Annotated in this window: 13 protein-coding genes; 5 read left to right on the top strand and 8 right to left on the bottom strand. The window is 30.6% G+C overall.

Going from position 1 to position 14,797, the window contains the following annotated elements; genetic code table 11:
* Positions 1-4 precede the first annotated feature (4 nt).
* The 4 genes from EDC42_RS04255 to truA all read right to left on the bottom strand — a co-directional run bounded on the left by EDC42_RS04255 (position 5) and on the right by truA (position 4,580).
* A complete protein-coding gene (locus EDC42_RS04255; protein WP_069574764.1) occupies positions 5-1,027 on the bottom strand; it encodes a hydantoinase/oxoprolinase family protein in 1,023 nt (340 codons plus the stop codon).
* A gap of 1 nt (position 1,028) precedes the next feature.
* The gene (locus tag EDC42_RS04250; protein WP_233144881.1) at positions 1,029-2,117 is read right to left on the bottom strand and encodes an ATP-grasp domain-containing protein; all 1,089 of its coding nucleotides are present in this window, start codon (positions 2,115-2,117) and stop codon (positions 1,029-1,031) included.
* Complete coding sequence (gene wecB, locus EDC42_RS04245) at positions 2,101-3,423, bottom strand: non-hydrolyzing UDP-N-acetylglucosamine 2-epimerase (protein ID WP_069574762.1); 1,323 nt, start codon at positions 3,421-3,423, stop codon at positions 2,101-2,103. Before wecB ends, EDC42_RS04250 begins: the two co-directional genes overlap by 17 nt.
* 290 nt (positions 3,424-3,713) lie before the next feature.
* Positions 3,714-4,580, bottom strand: coding sequence for a tRNA pseudouridine(38-40) synthase TruA (gene truA / locus EDC42_RS04240; protein WP_069574806.1), 867 nt, complete (start codon positions 4,578-4,580; stop codon positions 3,714-3,716).
* Between the two features lie 113 nt (positions 4,581-4,693).
* Between truA and EDC42_RS04235 the strand changes: the two genes are divergently transcribed.
* The gene (locus EDC42_RS04235) at positions 4,694-5,386 is read left to right on the top strand and encodes a 4Fe-4S double cluster binding domain-containing protein (RefSeq protein WP_069574761.1); all 693 of its coding nucleotides are present in this window, start codon (positions 4,694-4,696) and stop codon (positions 5,384-5,386) included.
* A 155-nt stretch (positions 5,387-5,541) separates the two neighbouring features.
* On the opposite strand, the gene EDC42_RS04230 is transcribed toward EDC42_RS04235, so the two are convergent.
* From EDC42_RS04230 to EDC42_RS04220, 3 genes are read right to left on the bottom strand one after another with little or no spacing between them, the layout of a single operon-like run.
* Entirely contained in the window at positions 5,542-6,393 is an 852-nt protein-coding gene (locus EDC42_RS04230; RefSeq protein WP_069574760.1) for an ABC transporter permease, read from the bottom strand.
* A complete protein-coding gene (locus EDC42_RS04225; RefSeq protein ID WP_069574759.1) occupies positions 6,386-7,378 on the bottom strand; it encodes an ABC transporter permease in 993 nt (330 codons plus the stop codon). The genes EDC42_RS04230 and EDC42_RS04225 overlap by 8 nt, the downstream gene beginning before the upstream one ends.
* Before the next feature lie 49 nt (positions 7,379-7,427).
* A complete protein-coding gene (locus tag EDC42_RS04220; protein WP_069574758.1) occupies positions 7,428-9,044 on the bottom strand; it encodes an ABC transporter substrate-binding protein in 1,617 nt (538 codons plus the stop codon).
* A 336-nt stretch (positions 9,045-9,380) separates the two neighbouring features.
* On the opposite strand from EDC42_RS04220, the gene EDC42_RS04215 reads away from it, so the two are divergent.
* A complete protein-coding gene (locus EDC42_RS04215; RefSeq protein WP_069574757.1) occupies positions 9,381-10,073 on the top strand; it encodes a 4Fe-4S double cluster binding domain-containing protein in 693 nt (230 codons plus the stop codon).
* Here EDC42_RS04215 and EDC42_RS04210 read toward each other — a convergent pair.
* Positions 10,068-10,628: a GNAT family N-acetyltransferase gene (locus EDC42_RS04210; RefSeq protein ID WP_069574756.1), complete on the bottom strand. Its 561-nt coding sequence runs from the start codon at positions 10,626-10,628 to the stop codon at positions 10,068-10,070. The two genes, EDC42_RS04215 and EDC42_RS04210, sit on opposite strands and share 6 nt — an antisense overlap.
* A gap of 147 nt (positions 10,629-10,775) precedes the next feature.
* On the opposite strand from EDC42_RS04210, the gene EDC42_RS04205 reads away from it, so the two are divergent.
* From EDC42_RS04205 to EDC42_RS04195, 3 genes are all read left to right on the top strand, one after another.
* Positions 10,776-11,735: an ABC transporter ATP-binding protein gene (locus EDC42_RS04205; protein WP_123833400.1), complete on the top strand. Its 960-nt coding sequence runs from the start codon at positions 10,776-10,778 to the stop codon at positions 11,733-11,735.
* The gene (locus EDC42_RS04200; protein WP_123833399.1) at positions 11,725-12,339 is read left to right on the top strand and encodes an ABC transporter ATP-binding protein; all 615 of its coding nucleotides are present in this window, start codon (positions 11,725-11,727) and stop codon (positions 12,337-12,339) included. Before EDC42_RS04205 ends, EDC42_RS04200 begins: the two co-directional genes overlap by 11 nt.
* A gap of 741 nt (positions 12,340-13,080) precedes the next feature.
* Positions 13,081-14,700, top strand: a complete 1,620-nt coding sequence (locus EDC42_RS04195; protein ID WP_123833398.1) for an ABC transporter substrate-binding protein — start codon at positions 13,081-13,083, stop codon at positions 14,698-14,700.
* Positions 14,701-14,797: the final 97 nt, after the last annotated feature.

Here is a 14,797-nt window from a genome sequence, read left to right as displayed (position 1 = left end):
ATCTTTAATTTAAATATTTATTCATCATTACAGAAGTTCCAATAGCTGGTGCAACAACACACTCTTCATCAGTCAATATATCCCCCATAGATTTGACTTCCAAACCCAACAGTTCTGCCGCTTTTTTATCCAGAATATCTTTTCCAAGACCGGTTGTAACAATCAAATCCAAGTTTTGAGTTTCAACTACTTGTTTCAAACCATCAGCGATTTGTTCAACTTGTTTTTGGTGAATGAATTTAGACATGCCAACAATCTCATCCATAGTCATCATTTCCAGATCAGCACATACTACACGAGCTATTCTTTTTGCACATTCAATTTTTGATTTGCCTTCCCCATCAAAAGTATCACAAACATAATCCTCTTCAGTAATCAAGTCCAAAACAGTATACACATCAGCAGTTTGTGCAAATAATTCACTAGCTACACGATATTCTTTTCCATTTAATTCAATTTTATCTAAAAAACTTGTTAAATTAGTTCTTAAGGTACCTGTGTATACTAATTCTCCAGTAGCAGACCTATCAAAGTCGGATTTTCCAATTGCACATTCAACTCCATCTTTAATCGGTATAATATCAGTTGTTGTACTGCCGGTGTCAATAAAAATACAGTTATCAGAAATCAATGTTGCAATTTGAGCAGTTGCAATCCAATTAGCAGCTGCTGCTTTTAGTGGAGTTTTAATGATTTCTTCTTTTGACAACATCCCATCAATCCCCACATATGCTATCGGACAATCAAATGTTTTTTCACATTTTTTAACTACATCCAAAACTCCATCTTTTTTAGTATCATATGCATCAACAAGTTCTGCCGTCATTGAAATGCCTACAGCATCAATTTCAGAAACTGGACAAATATTTTCGATTAATTCAGTTAAAACTCGTGATAAATCATCATTATTACTCCACATTGGAAGATATGCAAAATCAACTTCAATATTTTTAATTTCCTCACCATCAAAGTCGATGACTGCTAAATCAGTGTTCGCACCACCAATATCAAATCCTGCCACCTTCATTTTATATTCTCCTAATTTCTAATGAATTTCCTGACTTTTTAAATTCGATTTCACCATCTAACGAAATGTCCAAATCACCAATATTGATATTTCCATCAATCAGATCAATTATTGTTTTACTTATGTTAAAATTAGCTATTTTGCTTAATCCAACATAAGGCGTTGTAAATCTTGAATTAATTTCAAGTAAATAAAGGGAATAAATATCCTTTTCATCCGAATTAATTCTTAAGTCAACACCGACAAAACCTTTCATCCCCTCTATAGATTCAATCGCCTTGGTTGCAATATCAAATGCTTCATCTTTAAATTTAGACTCAAAAGGCAATCTTCCACCCATATAAATTCCTTTATTCTCTTTCAATTCAACATACTGTTCATTCAAACTTATTGGAAGGGCATTTTTACCATCTGAGATTAAGCTAACACTAATATCGCTTCCTTCAATATATTCCTGAACAAGAACACGAGAGCCTGGTGTAAAAATTTTATCCAAGTCCAAAGTTAAATCTTCGATTTTCTCTATGATTACAATATCCTCACAGTCCACACCCATTAATGGTTTTATTATTAATTTAAGAGGAGTTAATGGATCTTCAGCTTGCCATCTTTCATGTAAATTTTCAATTGCTCTTTTCCAATAGCCTTTAGAATCAATTTTAAATCTAAATGATCTTGGTTGAGGAATTGTATTCGGTAATGCTTCATAAGTTTCATATTTATCAGATGACTTTAAGCAAGCTTCAGCTGAAGAATTGTATATCTTCACATCATTTTCTTCTAAAATCTTAGTAATGTTGTAGAGATTATTATTGTTTTCTGCTGAGATAAAAATAGCTTTATTAAATTGATCTGCATTCTCTTCAAGCCATGAAACTACATCCTGATTAATTAAGATTGGATTTACATTACCATAATTTTTTACAACACTGCCATAAGATTCATTAATAATCAAATCAACGTTGAATTCTTTTAAATCATCTAAAAGTGAAAATAATAACGCTTCAGCTTCAGAAATAATGCATTTATCCTTTTCACCAGAAGCAGTGAAGTATTCAAATACCAATATAGATTCATTCTCTTTTGTCATAATTAATCACCATACCATTTAAATTCAACTCATCAGTGGGAAATTGCATATTTTTCCCATCAAAAACCATGTGAACAAGTGCATTCTCTTTTCTTTCAAAATCTTTAACAGAAATATCTTCACGAATGTTTTTCATTTTTCTTTTAAATGAATTCATTATATCCTCAGGTGCAACAATATCCAATAATCCGCGAGCATGATAATCTTCAATTGCATCTACAGTTAATTTTGCAGAATCCCCTTGACCATATGGGTTTATAGCATTTTTCATTTTATCTGCAAAATTTTTATTATCAAGAATTTTACGGGCATTAGATACAATAGCTTCCCTATCTGACCCTACAAGAATATTTCCTCCTGCAGTTACCGTTTCCGGTCTTTCAGTATTATATCTCAATGTTAAAGAAGGAACACTTAATGTTATTGCCTCCTCTTGAAGACCGCCTGAATCGGTTAAAATTAAAGTTGAAGCAGAAGTTAAAAGTAAGAAATCAAGATAACCCAATGGTTTTATGATATGAACATGCTCCAAATTATTTAATTCATCAAATAATCCAAATTTTTCAAGTGTATTTTTTGTCCTTGGATGAATTGGAAAAATAATATCCGCATCATCTAATTCTTTTAATGCTTCAATGATACCGACAACCCTTTCCTTAACATCCACATTTTCTGCCCTATGCATTGTTAAAGTTAAAATATTGTCCATTTTATCAATATTTAATTCTTTAAGAGATTTTTCTTTAATTCCTCTTTTTTTAGCAATTTTCAGATGTCTAAAACAAGCATCAACCACAGTATTTCCAGTTATGAATAAATTTTTTCTCGAATACCCCTCAGCTAAAAGATTAATAGCGGATTCGGCTGTTGGTATAAAATACATTGTTGAGCATACATCAGCAGCCCTACGGTTTATTTCTTCAGGCATTGTCATATCAAAAGATCTGAGTCCGGCTTCAACATGGCCTATTGCAATATGCAATTTAGATGCGACAAGAGCACCTGCTAAAACCGCATTTGTATCCCCTTGAACCAAGACGATGTCCGGCTTTTCATCAAGAAGAACCTTCTCAATACCTTTCATCATTAAACCTGTCTGTTTCCCATGTGTTCCGGAACCCACCTGAATATTATAATCCGGAGTCCTAATATCCAAATCCCTAAAAAAAGTATCAGACATCTCCTCATCATAATGCTGGCCTGTATGCAAAACGATTTGATCAATATTCCTTTTAGAAATCTCATCAATAATAGGAGCCATCTTAATAATCTCAGGCCGAGTTCCCAAAATAGTAGCTATTTTCATAATATTATTATATTTATAAATTAATCATTAAAAATTCTTTTTAATTTTTAATGAGGTATTTTTGATAGCTTGATAATTTAATAAATGAAGACGAAAAATGCTCTTGCATAATCCAAACTAACATGAGAATATTGGCAAAATCAAGTGATGCATAGCGAAAAATGAATATTTTGATAATTATAAGACTTCAGAAATATTATATATTAATAAAATATTGCTGCAACAGCAATGTGCAAAAAAAATTAAGAAAATAATTTTTTAACTATGAACAAACTGCAATGAGTCCACATTTACCATTCATGCAAATCCTGTAGACTTTTTATCATAGACTCCCTGATTGCATATCTTTTTTGTAAATCCGATAAAGAATCAACTAAATCACGTTTAAATCTCTCACAAGCATAGTCATCATATCTGAATTTGATTCCATCATATTGAATATTCATTAAAATTAAATATTCTGCTTCCATAACCTTAATATTAGCTCTTGATTCATTTTCTTCAGGATTTAGTAGTCTTTCAACCTCATCCAAATCCATTTTACCAATAGCCACATCCACAAAAACCCTCATCATTTTCCTTACCATATTCCATAAGAATGACTCGCCATAAATATCAACAAAAATTGGGGATAGTGTATCATGAAGGTTTGGGAATCCTTTTTTGTGATAATCTTCCAAATCAAATTTTTTGATTTTAATATCATCAATAGTTCTTGTAGTTGTTTTTTGGAATCTTTTTGTAAAATTAGTAAAGTCATGAGTTCCTTTAAAAATATCAGCACATTCTTTTAATTTATCAATATCCAAATCTTGAAATAACATATATCTATATTGTCTCATTTGTGCATATCTAGGCTTAAATGCATAACGTACAGGTGCACTAGCAAGGATTTGAATATCATCAGGTAGAGAATTATTAATCTCATTTATCCTAACATCTTTTTCAGACTGAAAACTAATCACATTACCTAAACTATGAACACCAGCATCAGTTCTACCGGCTATTCTAAATCTAGACTTTTTCAAATCATCAATATAATTAAGTTTACGTAGATGATATATTAATTCTTCTTCAACTGTTCGCAGGTCAGGTTGACGTTGAAAACCATGAAAATTAGTTCCAATATATCCAATTTTTAGTGCTGTTCTTTTCATCAATATTAATATTTTAAACAATCTAAATAAAGATTTAGGAAAAATAAGTATCATTACAAATTTAATCAAAATACGACACAACCAATATATAATATAAAATAATAATTAGCAATATGGATTTAACTCAAAAATTAAGGAAATATTTAATTAAAAATGGAGCTACTGAAGTTGGTTTTGCAGATATTATTAATTTTACTCCAATAACAGGTTTAAACAACGGAATCGTTTTTTACATAACTTATCCAAAAGAAACTATTAGAAATATGAAAAATGCACCAACTAAAGAATATAATGAAGAATATGATAAAATTAATTACAAATTAGATGAATTAGGCATGAAATGTGAAGAATTCCTAATTAAATATGGTTATAATGCATATGCACAAACAAGACAAAGACTTGGGAATGACTTTGGAGAACACAATTCATTTAAATTACCTCATAAAACTATTGCAACACGTGCAGGAATAGGATGGATTGGAAAATCAGCACTTTTAATTACAAAAAAATATGGCAGTGCTTTAAGATTATCTTCTGTTTTAACTGACGCCCCAATAAAAACAGGACTCCCAACAATTAAATCTGAATGTGGAAAATGTATGGAATGTAAAAATGCATGTTCTGGAGGAGCAATAAGTGGAACAGAATGGAATTATAAACTCAACCGGAATGATTTTTATGATGATAAAAAATGTGAAAAATATGCATTAAAAGTATCAAAAGAAAATTTAGGAGACGAAAAGACAATATGTGGAAAATGTATTTATGCTTGCACATTTACCCAAAAATATATTAAGAAAGCATAGTTTAACTGAATATAAATCATTAGAATGAACCGTTTCAAATCCATTTCACAGAAAAAAACAATCATCTCAAAATAACCGTTTTAAAAAAAAGAACCTAATAAAAAATCAATTTACAATTAAATAAAAAAAAATAAAAATAGGGAAATTAAATTTTTTTATTCCTGAGCAGTTTCAGGATTTAATAATTTTTCAACATTTTCTCCGATAAAATCAAACAGTAATACAACAATCAATAATGACATACCCGGATAAAATGCTAACCACCAATATCCAGAGGATAAATAATTCATTGATTCAGATAAAATTACACCAATAGCTGGCTCATGTGGAGGCAAACCAAAACCAAGGAATGTAATTGCAGCTTCATGCATGATTGCATGAGGAAACATTAGAATAACACCAACAATAATCTGAGATATAACTAATGGTAAAATATGTTTTATTGCTATCCACATTTTTGATTTTCCTAAATTCTCTGCTAAGGAAATGTATTCTTTTGTCCTGATTTCTTTAACTTCAGATCTTAAAACTCTTGCAAGCGGCGTCCAGTGAGTTAAACCTACACCCATCACTACTCCAATTACTCCTCCACCAAACATCATAGAAATAAGAATAATTAAAAGAATATGAGGTATTGAACCAAACAGATCAATAATTCCGGCAACAAATTCATCGGTGAATTTATTAAAACTTGAAAATAATCCTAAAATAATAGAAATAACAGTACTAACAATAGATGCAATAAAACCAACCATCAGACTTAATCCGAGACCTGCAATAGTTCTTTGAAACATGTCCCTACCCATCCAATCGGTACCAAAGAGATGTTCTAAGGAAGGCATTTGATTTGCATTAATAAAACTTGTTGGAATATCTCTTATAAAATAACCAGAAATAAAAATGCTTAGAATAACCAATGCCGAAAGAATAATAATTACAATAGTTTTTGTTCTAAGATTTGCAGGATATAAAAACCATTGCTTTTTATCGTCAGCTTTTTTAATCATTGAACTCCTTCTCCTTAATTCTTGGATCAATCAAATAGTATGAAAGATCGGCGAGTAGATTGCCTACGAATACAAATATAGCACTGAATAGTACAATACCCAAAAATAATGGCACATCATTTTGAAGACCTGCTGCAACAGCTGTTTGACCAATACCCGGATAAGAGAATACTTGCTCAACTAAAACGGCACCACCAAATAATTCACTAAATGATAAAAATTGTAATGTTATTGCAGGCAATAATATATTTCTTATGCCATGATTTTTTACTAAATTCCAACCTTTTTCTCCCCTAGATTTAGCAAATAATACAAAATCAGAAGATAAAACTTGAATTAATTCATTACGTGTATACATTGCAATTGGTGCTAAACCAACTAAACTCAATGTCAAAGTAGGAAGTACCAATCTTGTTGCCCACTCTGCAAATGTTACATCTGTACTTCTAACACCAATTGGAACACCAAATCCAATTGGAAACCATCCCAAATAAACTGCAAATACCATTAAAATAAGCATACCAACCCAAAAGGATGGGGCAGACTGAATTGCATAACAATAAACTTTTACTGCTTTATCAATCCAGGATCCCTTATTTTTACCTGCAACAACCCCTAACAAAAATCCGATGATTCCACTTAATAACCATGAAATCGCCATCAGCACGATAGAAGCAGAAGCTTTTTCTAAAATAATGTCGACAACTGGAGCACGATATATTAAAGAAGTGCCTAAATTACCTTGAAATAAATCAATTAACCAATGAAATATTTTAGTTGTTAATGGGACATTTGTACCAAAATACTCCTGAAGTATTTGTCTTTGAGCTTCTGATACTGCAGCTTGTTTTAAATACGCATTTACAGGATCTATAGGGGATAAATCTAATAATACAAAACTGAATATTGAAACTGCAATCATCAATATTAGAAAACGTATTAACTTGTAACCAAAAAATTTTAATAATTGATTTTTATTCAAAATAAAACCCCCAAATACAATTTAAAAATAAAAAAAAGGAAAAATGAAATAATTAAGCTGTGGAATTGGTTCTTGACCAATCACATATATTAATCAAAACATCATTTCCTAAACCATCTGGTTGTTTACCAATATCAATACCGTCTTTAATGAAGTAATTATAATCATAATTAGCAATCCATACCCATGGAGCGTCTCCAGCAGGACCCCAACCTCCACCATTAACAAGGGCAGATTGAGACCATAATGAATCAGCCTGGTTAAGATCACTAGTATGCATAGCTTCATCCATTAATCTATCAGAAGCGGAATTATTATATAAGTTAGGATTCATATAGAATCCATCCATTTCTTTGCTGTGATATTGCTGATAAATTGATTTGTATGGATCTGGAGAAGTTTGTTGCATTAAAGCTGCTGAACTATATAGATTTTTATAAATTGTATCCCAATCAGCACCTACAAGTTTAACTTCAATACCTAATTCTTTTGCTTGTTCGGCAAAAACAGTAGACATTGATTGTCTATCCAAATAATCTGGAGGATAATATAAGTCAAATGATGCTTTCAAACCATTTTTCTCGACAATTCCATCGCCATCAGTATCAGTCCAGCCACCATCTTTCAAGATTTGTTTTGCTTTTGATACATCCCCATCAGCTACTTTAGCATCAGGATTTGCATAAGTTCTTGTATCAACACCAGTAAATTCAGGAGAAGCATGTCCTGCAAAAATTTCATCACACATAGTTTGACGATTAATACCAACATTTAAAGCTTCTCTAATTGATTTATCCGCAGTCACATTGTTACCAACTTTCATAGTACCATTATACATAATTCCAGTATCATTAAGATATGGTAAAGATACACCCTGTGCTCTGCCTGCTGATTTCTCAATAAATTGATATCCATCTACTGTTTGATTCAATGCAGAAGTTGCAACAGGAACTACATCTATTTCACCAGATTTAGCTAATTCTAACCATGTAGCTTCTTCAGGGAATAATAAGGTAATTTGAGTAAAGTACGGTTTATCACCATAATAATTATCATTGATTTTAAATATAGCTTGTTGACCTTTATCCCAATGATCCAATACATAAGGTCCAGTACCAATAGGATTCTCTCCATAAGTAGAATTATCATATGAATCAGAAGGCACAATTCCAAGATATCTCAAATCATAAATAAAGGTTGATCTAGCTTCAACTAAATTAAATTTAACACATGTGTTATTTACTGCAGTAACATTTGCAATATTTGTTAAATCCAACTCAGATTCAGTTTGTTTTGCTGTATTAAATGTAAATGCCACATCTTCTGCATCAAAAGTAGAGTTATCTGAAAATTTAACATCATCCCTAACATTAACAGTCCAAGTTTTACCATCCCCACTTACTGAATAACCAGTAGCAAGATCTGGAACAATACTTCCATTTTTATCCGTTTTAAATAAACAACTTTGAACTAATGGATTATAGTTTTGGTGTCCACATCCCCAACCAGTAAGCGGATTAAACCCCGCCTCAGGTTCTTTAATATTACTGTGTGCAGCTACAGTTAAATGAGTTGGATCACTGTCATGAGACCCGCCCATAAATGCAAAAGCACCAATAATAACAACCAACACCACTACAATCGCGCCAATTATTATCTTTTTATCCATAAATATTCACCATAATTAACATAATATTAAAATTGAAGTAATACTTTTTAGTAAAAAAATGACTATAAAGTAATACTTTATTATATTATTTTAATATTAATATTATTTATGCCCACATGACATATAAAAAAATATTTATTACTTTTAAGGTATACTTTAAAAATAAAAATTATTTATAAAAATATTGGTATAAATAGAATATATTTAATAATAAATCATAAAAATGCTTCAAAATAATAAAAAAATAAAAAATAATTAAATAAAATAAATTTTAAAAATTTTAACCAAGTAATACAAAAATTAAATTTATATAATAAATTAAACGGAAATAAACCTATGAGCCTATCTCTTAAATTAAAGCAATATCTAACAGACCAAGGTGCTGATGAAGTAGGTTTTGCAGACATAACCAATTTTACTCCCAAAAAAAATTTAAATAAAGGAGTGGTTTTTTACATCACATATCAAAAAGAAACCCTAAGGCAAATGCAAAATGCACCCACCAAAGAATATCTTAATGAACTGATAAATTTAAATCTCAAATTAGATGAATTAGGTATGAAATGTGAAGAGTTTTTAATTGAAAGAGGATATAATGCATATGCGCAAACAAAAAAACGCCTTGGATATGATTTTGGTGAATTTAATTCATTTGAATTACCTCATAAAACTATTGCAACACGTGCAGGAATTGGATGGATTGGAAAATCAGCACTATTAATTACAGAAAAACATGGTTGTGCTCTAAGATTAAGTTCTGTTTTAACTGACGCCCCATTAAATCCGGGAAAACCCATACTTAAATCAAAATGTGGAAAATGTATGGAATGTAAAACTGCATGTTTTGGAGGAGCAATAAGCGGAAAAAAATGGAACTATAAAATTAATCGTACAGATTTTTATGATGATAAAAAATGTGAAAAATATGCATTGAAAATATCAAAAGAGAATTTAGGAAAATCCGATACAGTATGTGGAAAATGCATATATGCTTGCCCATACACTCAAAAATATATTAAAAAATCATAATTTTACTGCATATTTATAATCAACAATATTATCACTAATGTTTACTCCTTGAATCTTTTTATCCATATGAACTGTTTCTAACTCATCATTAGAATCTAATGCAACAACAAAACCCATTTTTGTCCAGAATTCAATTGCACCATCCAATGTTTTATGAGTATGTAAATAAATATTATCATAACCTAATGTATTAGCAAAATTTTCCACTATACCAAACATTTTAGAAGCTAAACCACAACGTCTATATCTTCTATCGACAAATAATCGCCAAATACTTGAAGTATTATCTATAGAGTACAAATGCCTAAATTCTGGAAAATCTTTATCATATGCCCTAATACCAATTGTAGCTATAATTTCACCAGTTTTAGTATACGCAATAAAAAAATTATTTCTTTTTGGATCAATATAATATTTTTCAAGATTAATAATATCCTGATGCCATTGAGGAACATAATCATAACCAAATTCCAATTTAATCATTTTAAATAAAAATTCCTGAACTTCAGCAATTTCTTTTGAATTTTTACCTAATTCTTTAATTATAACATCCATAGTAATACACCTTTAAAAAAAGTATTACGAATTACAAATAATTTAATCAATTAGTAATACTTTTTTATAATTTTTGAATAAGTTTAATATTGATAAAGTACAAATTAGTATTTAAAAGTTATCATTTGAAATCAAAAAGGTGATTTAATGGAAAAATTATTGGACGTGGAGAATGTTTCAATTTCATTTATTCAATATACGCAAGGTTTGAATCAAAGAGATCTGAAAGTTATTACAGACCTAACTTTAGATGTATTTGAAGGAGAAATACTAGCCATTCTAGGTTCAAGCGGATCTGGAAAAAGTTTGCTCGCACATGCGATATTCGGAATTTTACCAGAAAATGCAAATTTGAATGGGACAATAAAATACAAAGGAAAAGAATTATCACAAAAAGATAAAGAAGAAATCCGTGGAAAAGAAATAGCACTTATTCCACAATCAGTAAACTTCCTAGATCCCTTAATGAAAATATCAGATCAATCCATAGGACAGACAGAAAATGAAGAAGAAAAAAAGGAAAAGAAACAGAAACAAAGAGAAATTTTTGAACAATACAATCTAGGTCCCGAAGTAGATGACATGTACCCCTTTCAACTTTCCGGAGGAATGGCAAGAAGAGTACTTGTATCAACAGCACTACTATCCAATCCAAAACTAGTAGTAGCAGACGAACCAACACCAGGATTAGATCAAAAAACAGTAATGGAAACTCTTAACCACTTCAAGCATATGAAAGAAGACGGAGTAGGAGTATTGCTAATTACACATGACATTCATGCAGCATTAGAAGTAGCTGATAGAATCGGAATATTCTATTCAGGATACGTAATAGAAATTGCAGAAAACAAAGACTTCTCAGGAAACGGAGAAAACCTCCTACACCCCTACACAAAAGCACTATACAAAGCATTACCTGCAAACGGGTTTGAACTGACAGAAGGACACCAACCATTGCATGGGGAAATCCCTAAAGGATGTCCATATTATGACAGATGCGAAATGCGTATGGGAATATGCAAAGAAGAAAGACCGGAACTGACAGACCTTGGAAACAAAAAAGTCAGATGTTTTAAATATGAAGGAGGTCTAAAAAATGGAACTTAAAGGAAACAACGTTTCATTTAAATATCCTTCAACTAAAAAATACATATTAAAAGATATAGACATATGCATCGACAACACCAAAATCACCGCATTAGTCGGAGACAGCGGAAGCGGAAAATCAACACTATGCAAAATATTAGCAGGATATGTGCAAAACTTCGAAGGCGAAGTTACATTAAATAATAACAAGTTGCCGAAAAAAGAATTTTGCCCTGTGCAATTAATTTTCCAACATCCTGAAAAAGTAATGAACCCTAAATGGAAAATGAACCGCATTCTAGAAGAATCATGGATGCCGGACGATAACCTCTTAAAAGAATTTGGAATTCAAAAAACATGGCTAACAAGATTTCCACAAGAACTGTCTGGAGGAGAACTGCAAAGATTCTCCGTGTTAAGGGCATTAAACCCAAAAACACAATTCATAATAGCCGATGAAATGACCACAATGCTAGACGCGATAACACAAGTACAAATCCTAACATCAGTCATTGAAATCGTTAAAAAAAGAAACATGGGAATGCTAATTGTAAGTCACGACATGCCATTAGTAGAAACAATATGCGACGAAATAATTTACTTAAAAGATATTAATGGAATTTAACCACTAATATCAATTAATTTTATAATCGAATAATACACAAAAAATACGTTAAACTCCAGTTTAACAATTTATGTTTTTTGAAATATAGGCTATTTCAAAAACTTGTGTGATAACTAATTTTTCGGTTAATCAATTCATTTAAATTTTTCAAAATAACGGATTAATTAGCTTTAAATTATAAAAATAACTCCAAAATATTAAGAAAATGTTTTGAATAAAAAACTTGCAGATATTTAAATCACACAAGTTTTTGAAAGTGCCTAAATATAATCAAAATAAATCTTTATAATAAGTTTAAACCAAATATTGAATTTATTGAATCTGATTAAAACTGCTTAATTTTTCAATTTTAATACACAATAATCATAAAAATAAAAATCATTATTTTTCACTCAATAATATCTGTCAAACTCAAAAATTAATTATCAATAAACATGAATAAAACTTCAATTGTAAAATAAAGAATATTTTTCATAGAATTTGCTTTTATATTACACATCAAATCGAAAAAATGCTCATAAAAATGGCAAAGCAGTTTATCAATTGAACTTTATTTTCCTAAAATATTATTACTTATTATATAAGTAAATAAAAGATTAGTAATACTTTTTTTATATTATTTAATAAAATTTAAATAATGATATAATAATAAATTATACTTAATTGTTATTATTTTTTTTATTATTTACACTAAAAAAAGTAAGACAATTACAATTATTAAAAAATTGGAGAACAAGCATAATGGAACAAAAATACATTATAGGAATAATCGCAGTTATTTTAATTGCAATTGTTGGTGGAGCTATCCTAATCGGAGGCCCATCTACTGAACGAGCAGACAATGAGCTTATAGTGGCGGCTTACAGTCATGGTGGAGAACCAGAAGCTGGTTTTGATCCAATACTTGGATGGAACTACTACTCAGAACCCTTAATCCAGTCCACTTTGTTAAAAATGACAAGAGGAATGGAATATGAAAATGATTTAGCTAAAAGCTGGGAAGCAAATAGTGATTTTACAGAATATACAGTAAAAATCAGGGACGATGTTAAATTCACAGACAACACTACTTTAGATGCAGAAGATGTAGCATTCACATACAACGAAGCTAAAAAAAGTGGAGCAAGCTTAGATTTAAGTAGTATGGAAAATGCAACTGCAGTAGACAAACAAACTATTAAATTTGAATTAAACAGACCAGATTCCACTTTCGTAGATAAATTTGCATACATTGGTATTGTGCCATCTGATTCATACAACAATGAAACCTATGGTGCAAATCCAATAGGATCCGGACCATTTAAATTCGTACAATGGGACAAAGGCCAACAAGTAATCTTAGAGAAAAACCCAGATTACTATGGAAAAGAGATAAAATTCGATAAATTAACAATTTTATTCGAACAAAATGAAGCTGCATTCAATGCTGCTAAAAATAAAGAAGTAGATATAGCTGCAGTACCATTGTCTTATGCAAATGAAACTGTAGATGGATACAATATGCACCTCATGGATACCATTGATGTAAGAGGACTTTCATTACCAGTACAGAACAATACCGGTAAATTAAGCGAAGATGGAAATCCAATAGGCAACAACATTACTGCAGACAAATCAATAAGAGAAGCTTTAAATTATGGTGTTAATAGAACCGCAATATGTAAAGGAGCATTAAATGGTATAGGAGTGCCAAACTACGATGGTATCGCTCATTTATTGCCATGGGCAAATAATGAATCTGCAATTGATGATGGTGATGTTGATAAAGCTAAAGACATCTTGAAAAAAGGTGGATGGAAAGATACTGATGGCGATGGAATAGTGGAAAAAGATGGTAAGAAAGCATCAATAAATGTATATTACTCATCAAATGCACCTGAAAGACAAGCTATTGCAGTTACTATTGCTGAAGAAGCCAAAGAATTTGGTATTGAAGTTAATGCAACTGGTTCAAACTGGGATGAAATGGATAAAATTAAAAATACTGACCCAGTCGTATGGGGATTCGGTTCAACTGACCCGTCAACAATGTGGTCCGAATACTACAGTGACCAAGCAACTGTCGGATATAATAATCCAGCACTTATTAACAATAGTGCTGTAGATAAGCATATTGATAATGCTATGAAATCTGATCGTGAATCATCATATGCAGAATGGTCTGCTGTATCATGGGATGGTCAAACTGGTATTTCACCTAAAGGTGATGCAGCATGGTTATGGGTTGGAGAAATTAAATACGGATATTTCGTAGATGAAAGTTTAGACATATCCAACAATACCGAACTTATACAACCTCACGGAGGAGATATCTTCGGAAACATATATGATTGGTCACGCGTATCTTCAATTGAAAAATAAATTTTTTAAATTTTTATTGATTAAATATTATTTTAAAATTATTCAATAAGATTTAAATATTAATAATATAATAAATAAAATTTAATTGTCATGATTT

Source organism: Methanobrevibacter gottschalkii DSM 11977 (genome assembly GCF_003814835.1).
Classification (GTDB): domain Archaea; phylum Methanobacteriota; class Methanobacteria; order Methanobacteriales; family Methanobacteriaceae; genus Methanocatella; species Methanocatella gottschalkii.
Note: the sequence above shows the minus strand (reverse complement) of the source record. Positions and strands in the feature narration are given on the sequence as shown.

Coding starts and splice junctions, on each gene's coding strand:
- truA (WP_069574806.1), bottom strand. CDS start 4,580: ATGAAAAGAACAGCACTAAAAATTGGATATATTGGAACTAATTTTCAT.
- EDC42_RS04255 (WP_069574764.1), bottom strand. CDS start 1,027: ATGAAGGTGGCAGGATTTGATATTGGTGGTGCGAACACTGATTTAGCA.
- EDC42_RS04205 (WP_123833400.1), top strand. CDS start 10,776: ATGGAAAAATTATTGGACGTGGAGAATGTTTCAATTTCATTTATTCAA.
- EDC42_RS04210 (WP_069574756.1), bottom strand. CDS start 10,628: ATGGATGTTATAATTAAAGAATTAGGTAAAAATTCAAAAGAAATTGCT.
- EDC42_RS04195 (WP_123833398.1), top strand. CDS start 13,081: ATGGAACAAAAATACATTATAGGAATAATCGCAGTTATTTTAATTGCA.
- EDC42_RS04220 (WP_069574758.1), bottom strand. CDS start 9,044: ATGGATAAAAAGATAATAATTGGCGCGATTGTAGTGGTGTTGGTTGTT.
- EDC42_RS04200 (WP_123833399.1), top strand. CDS start 11,725: ATGGAACTTAAAGGAAACAACGTTTCATTTAAATATCCTTCAACTAAA.
- EDC42_RS04230 (WP_069574760.1), bottom strand. CDS start 6,393: ATGATTAAAAAAGCTGACGATAAAAAGCAATGGTTTTTATATCCTGCA.
- EDC42_RS04235 (WP_069574761.1), top strand. CDS start 4,694: ATGGATTTAACTCAAAAATTAAGGAAATATTTAATTAAAAATGGAGCT.
- EDC42_RS04250 (WP_233144881.1), bottom strand. CDS start 2,117: ATGACAAAAGAGAATGAATCTATATTGGTATTTGAATACTTCACTGCT.
- EDC42_RS04215 (WP_069574757.1), top strand. CDS start 9,381: ATGAGCCTATCTCTTAAATTAAAGCAATATCTAACAGACCAAGGTGCT.
- wecB (WP_069574762.1), bottom strand. CDS start 3,423: ATGAAAATAGCTACTATTTTGGGAACTCGGCCTGAGATTATTAAGATG.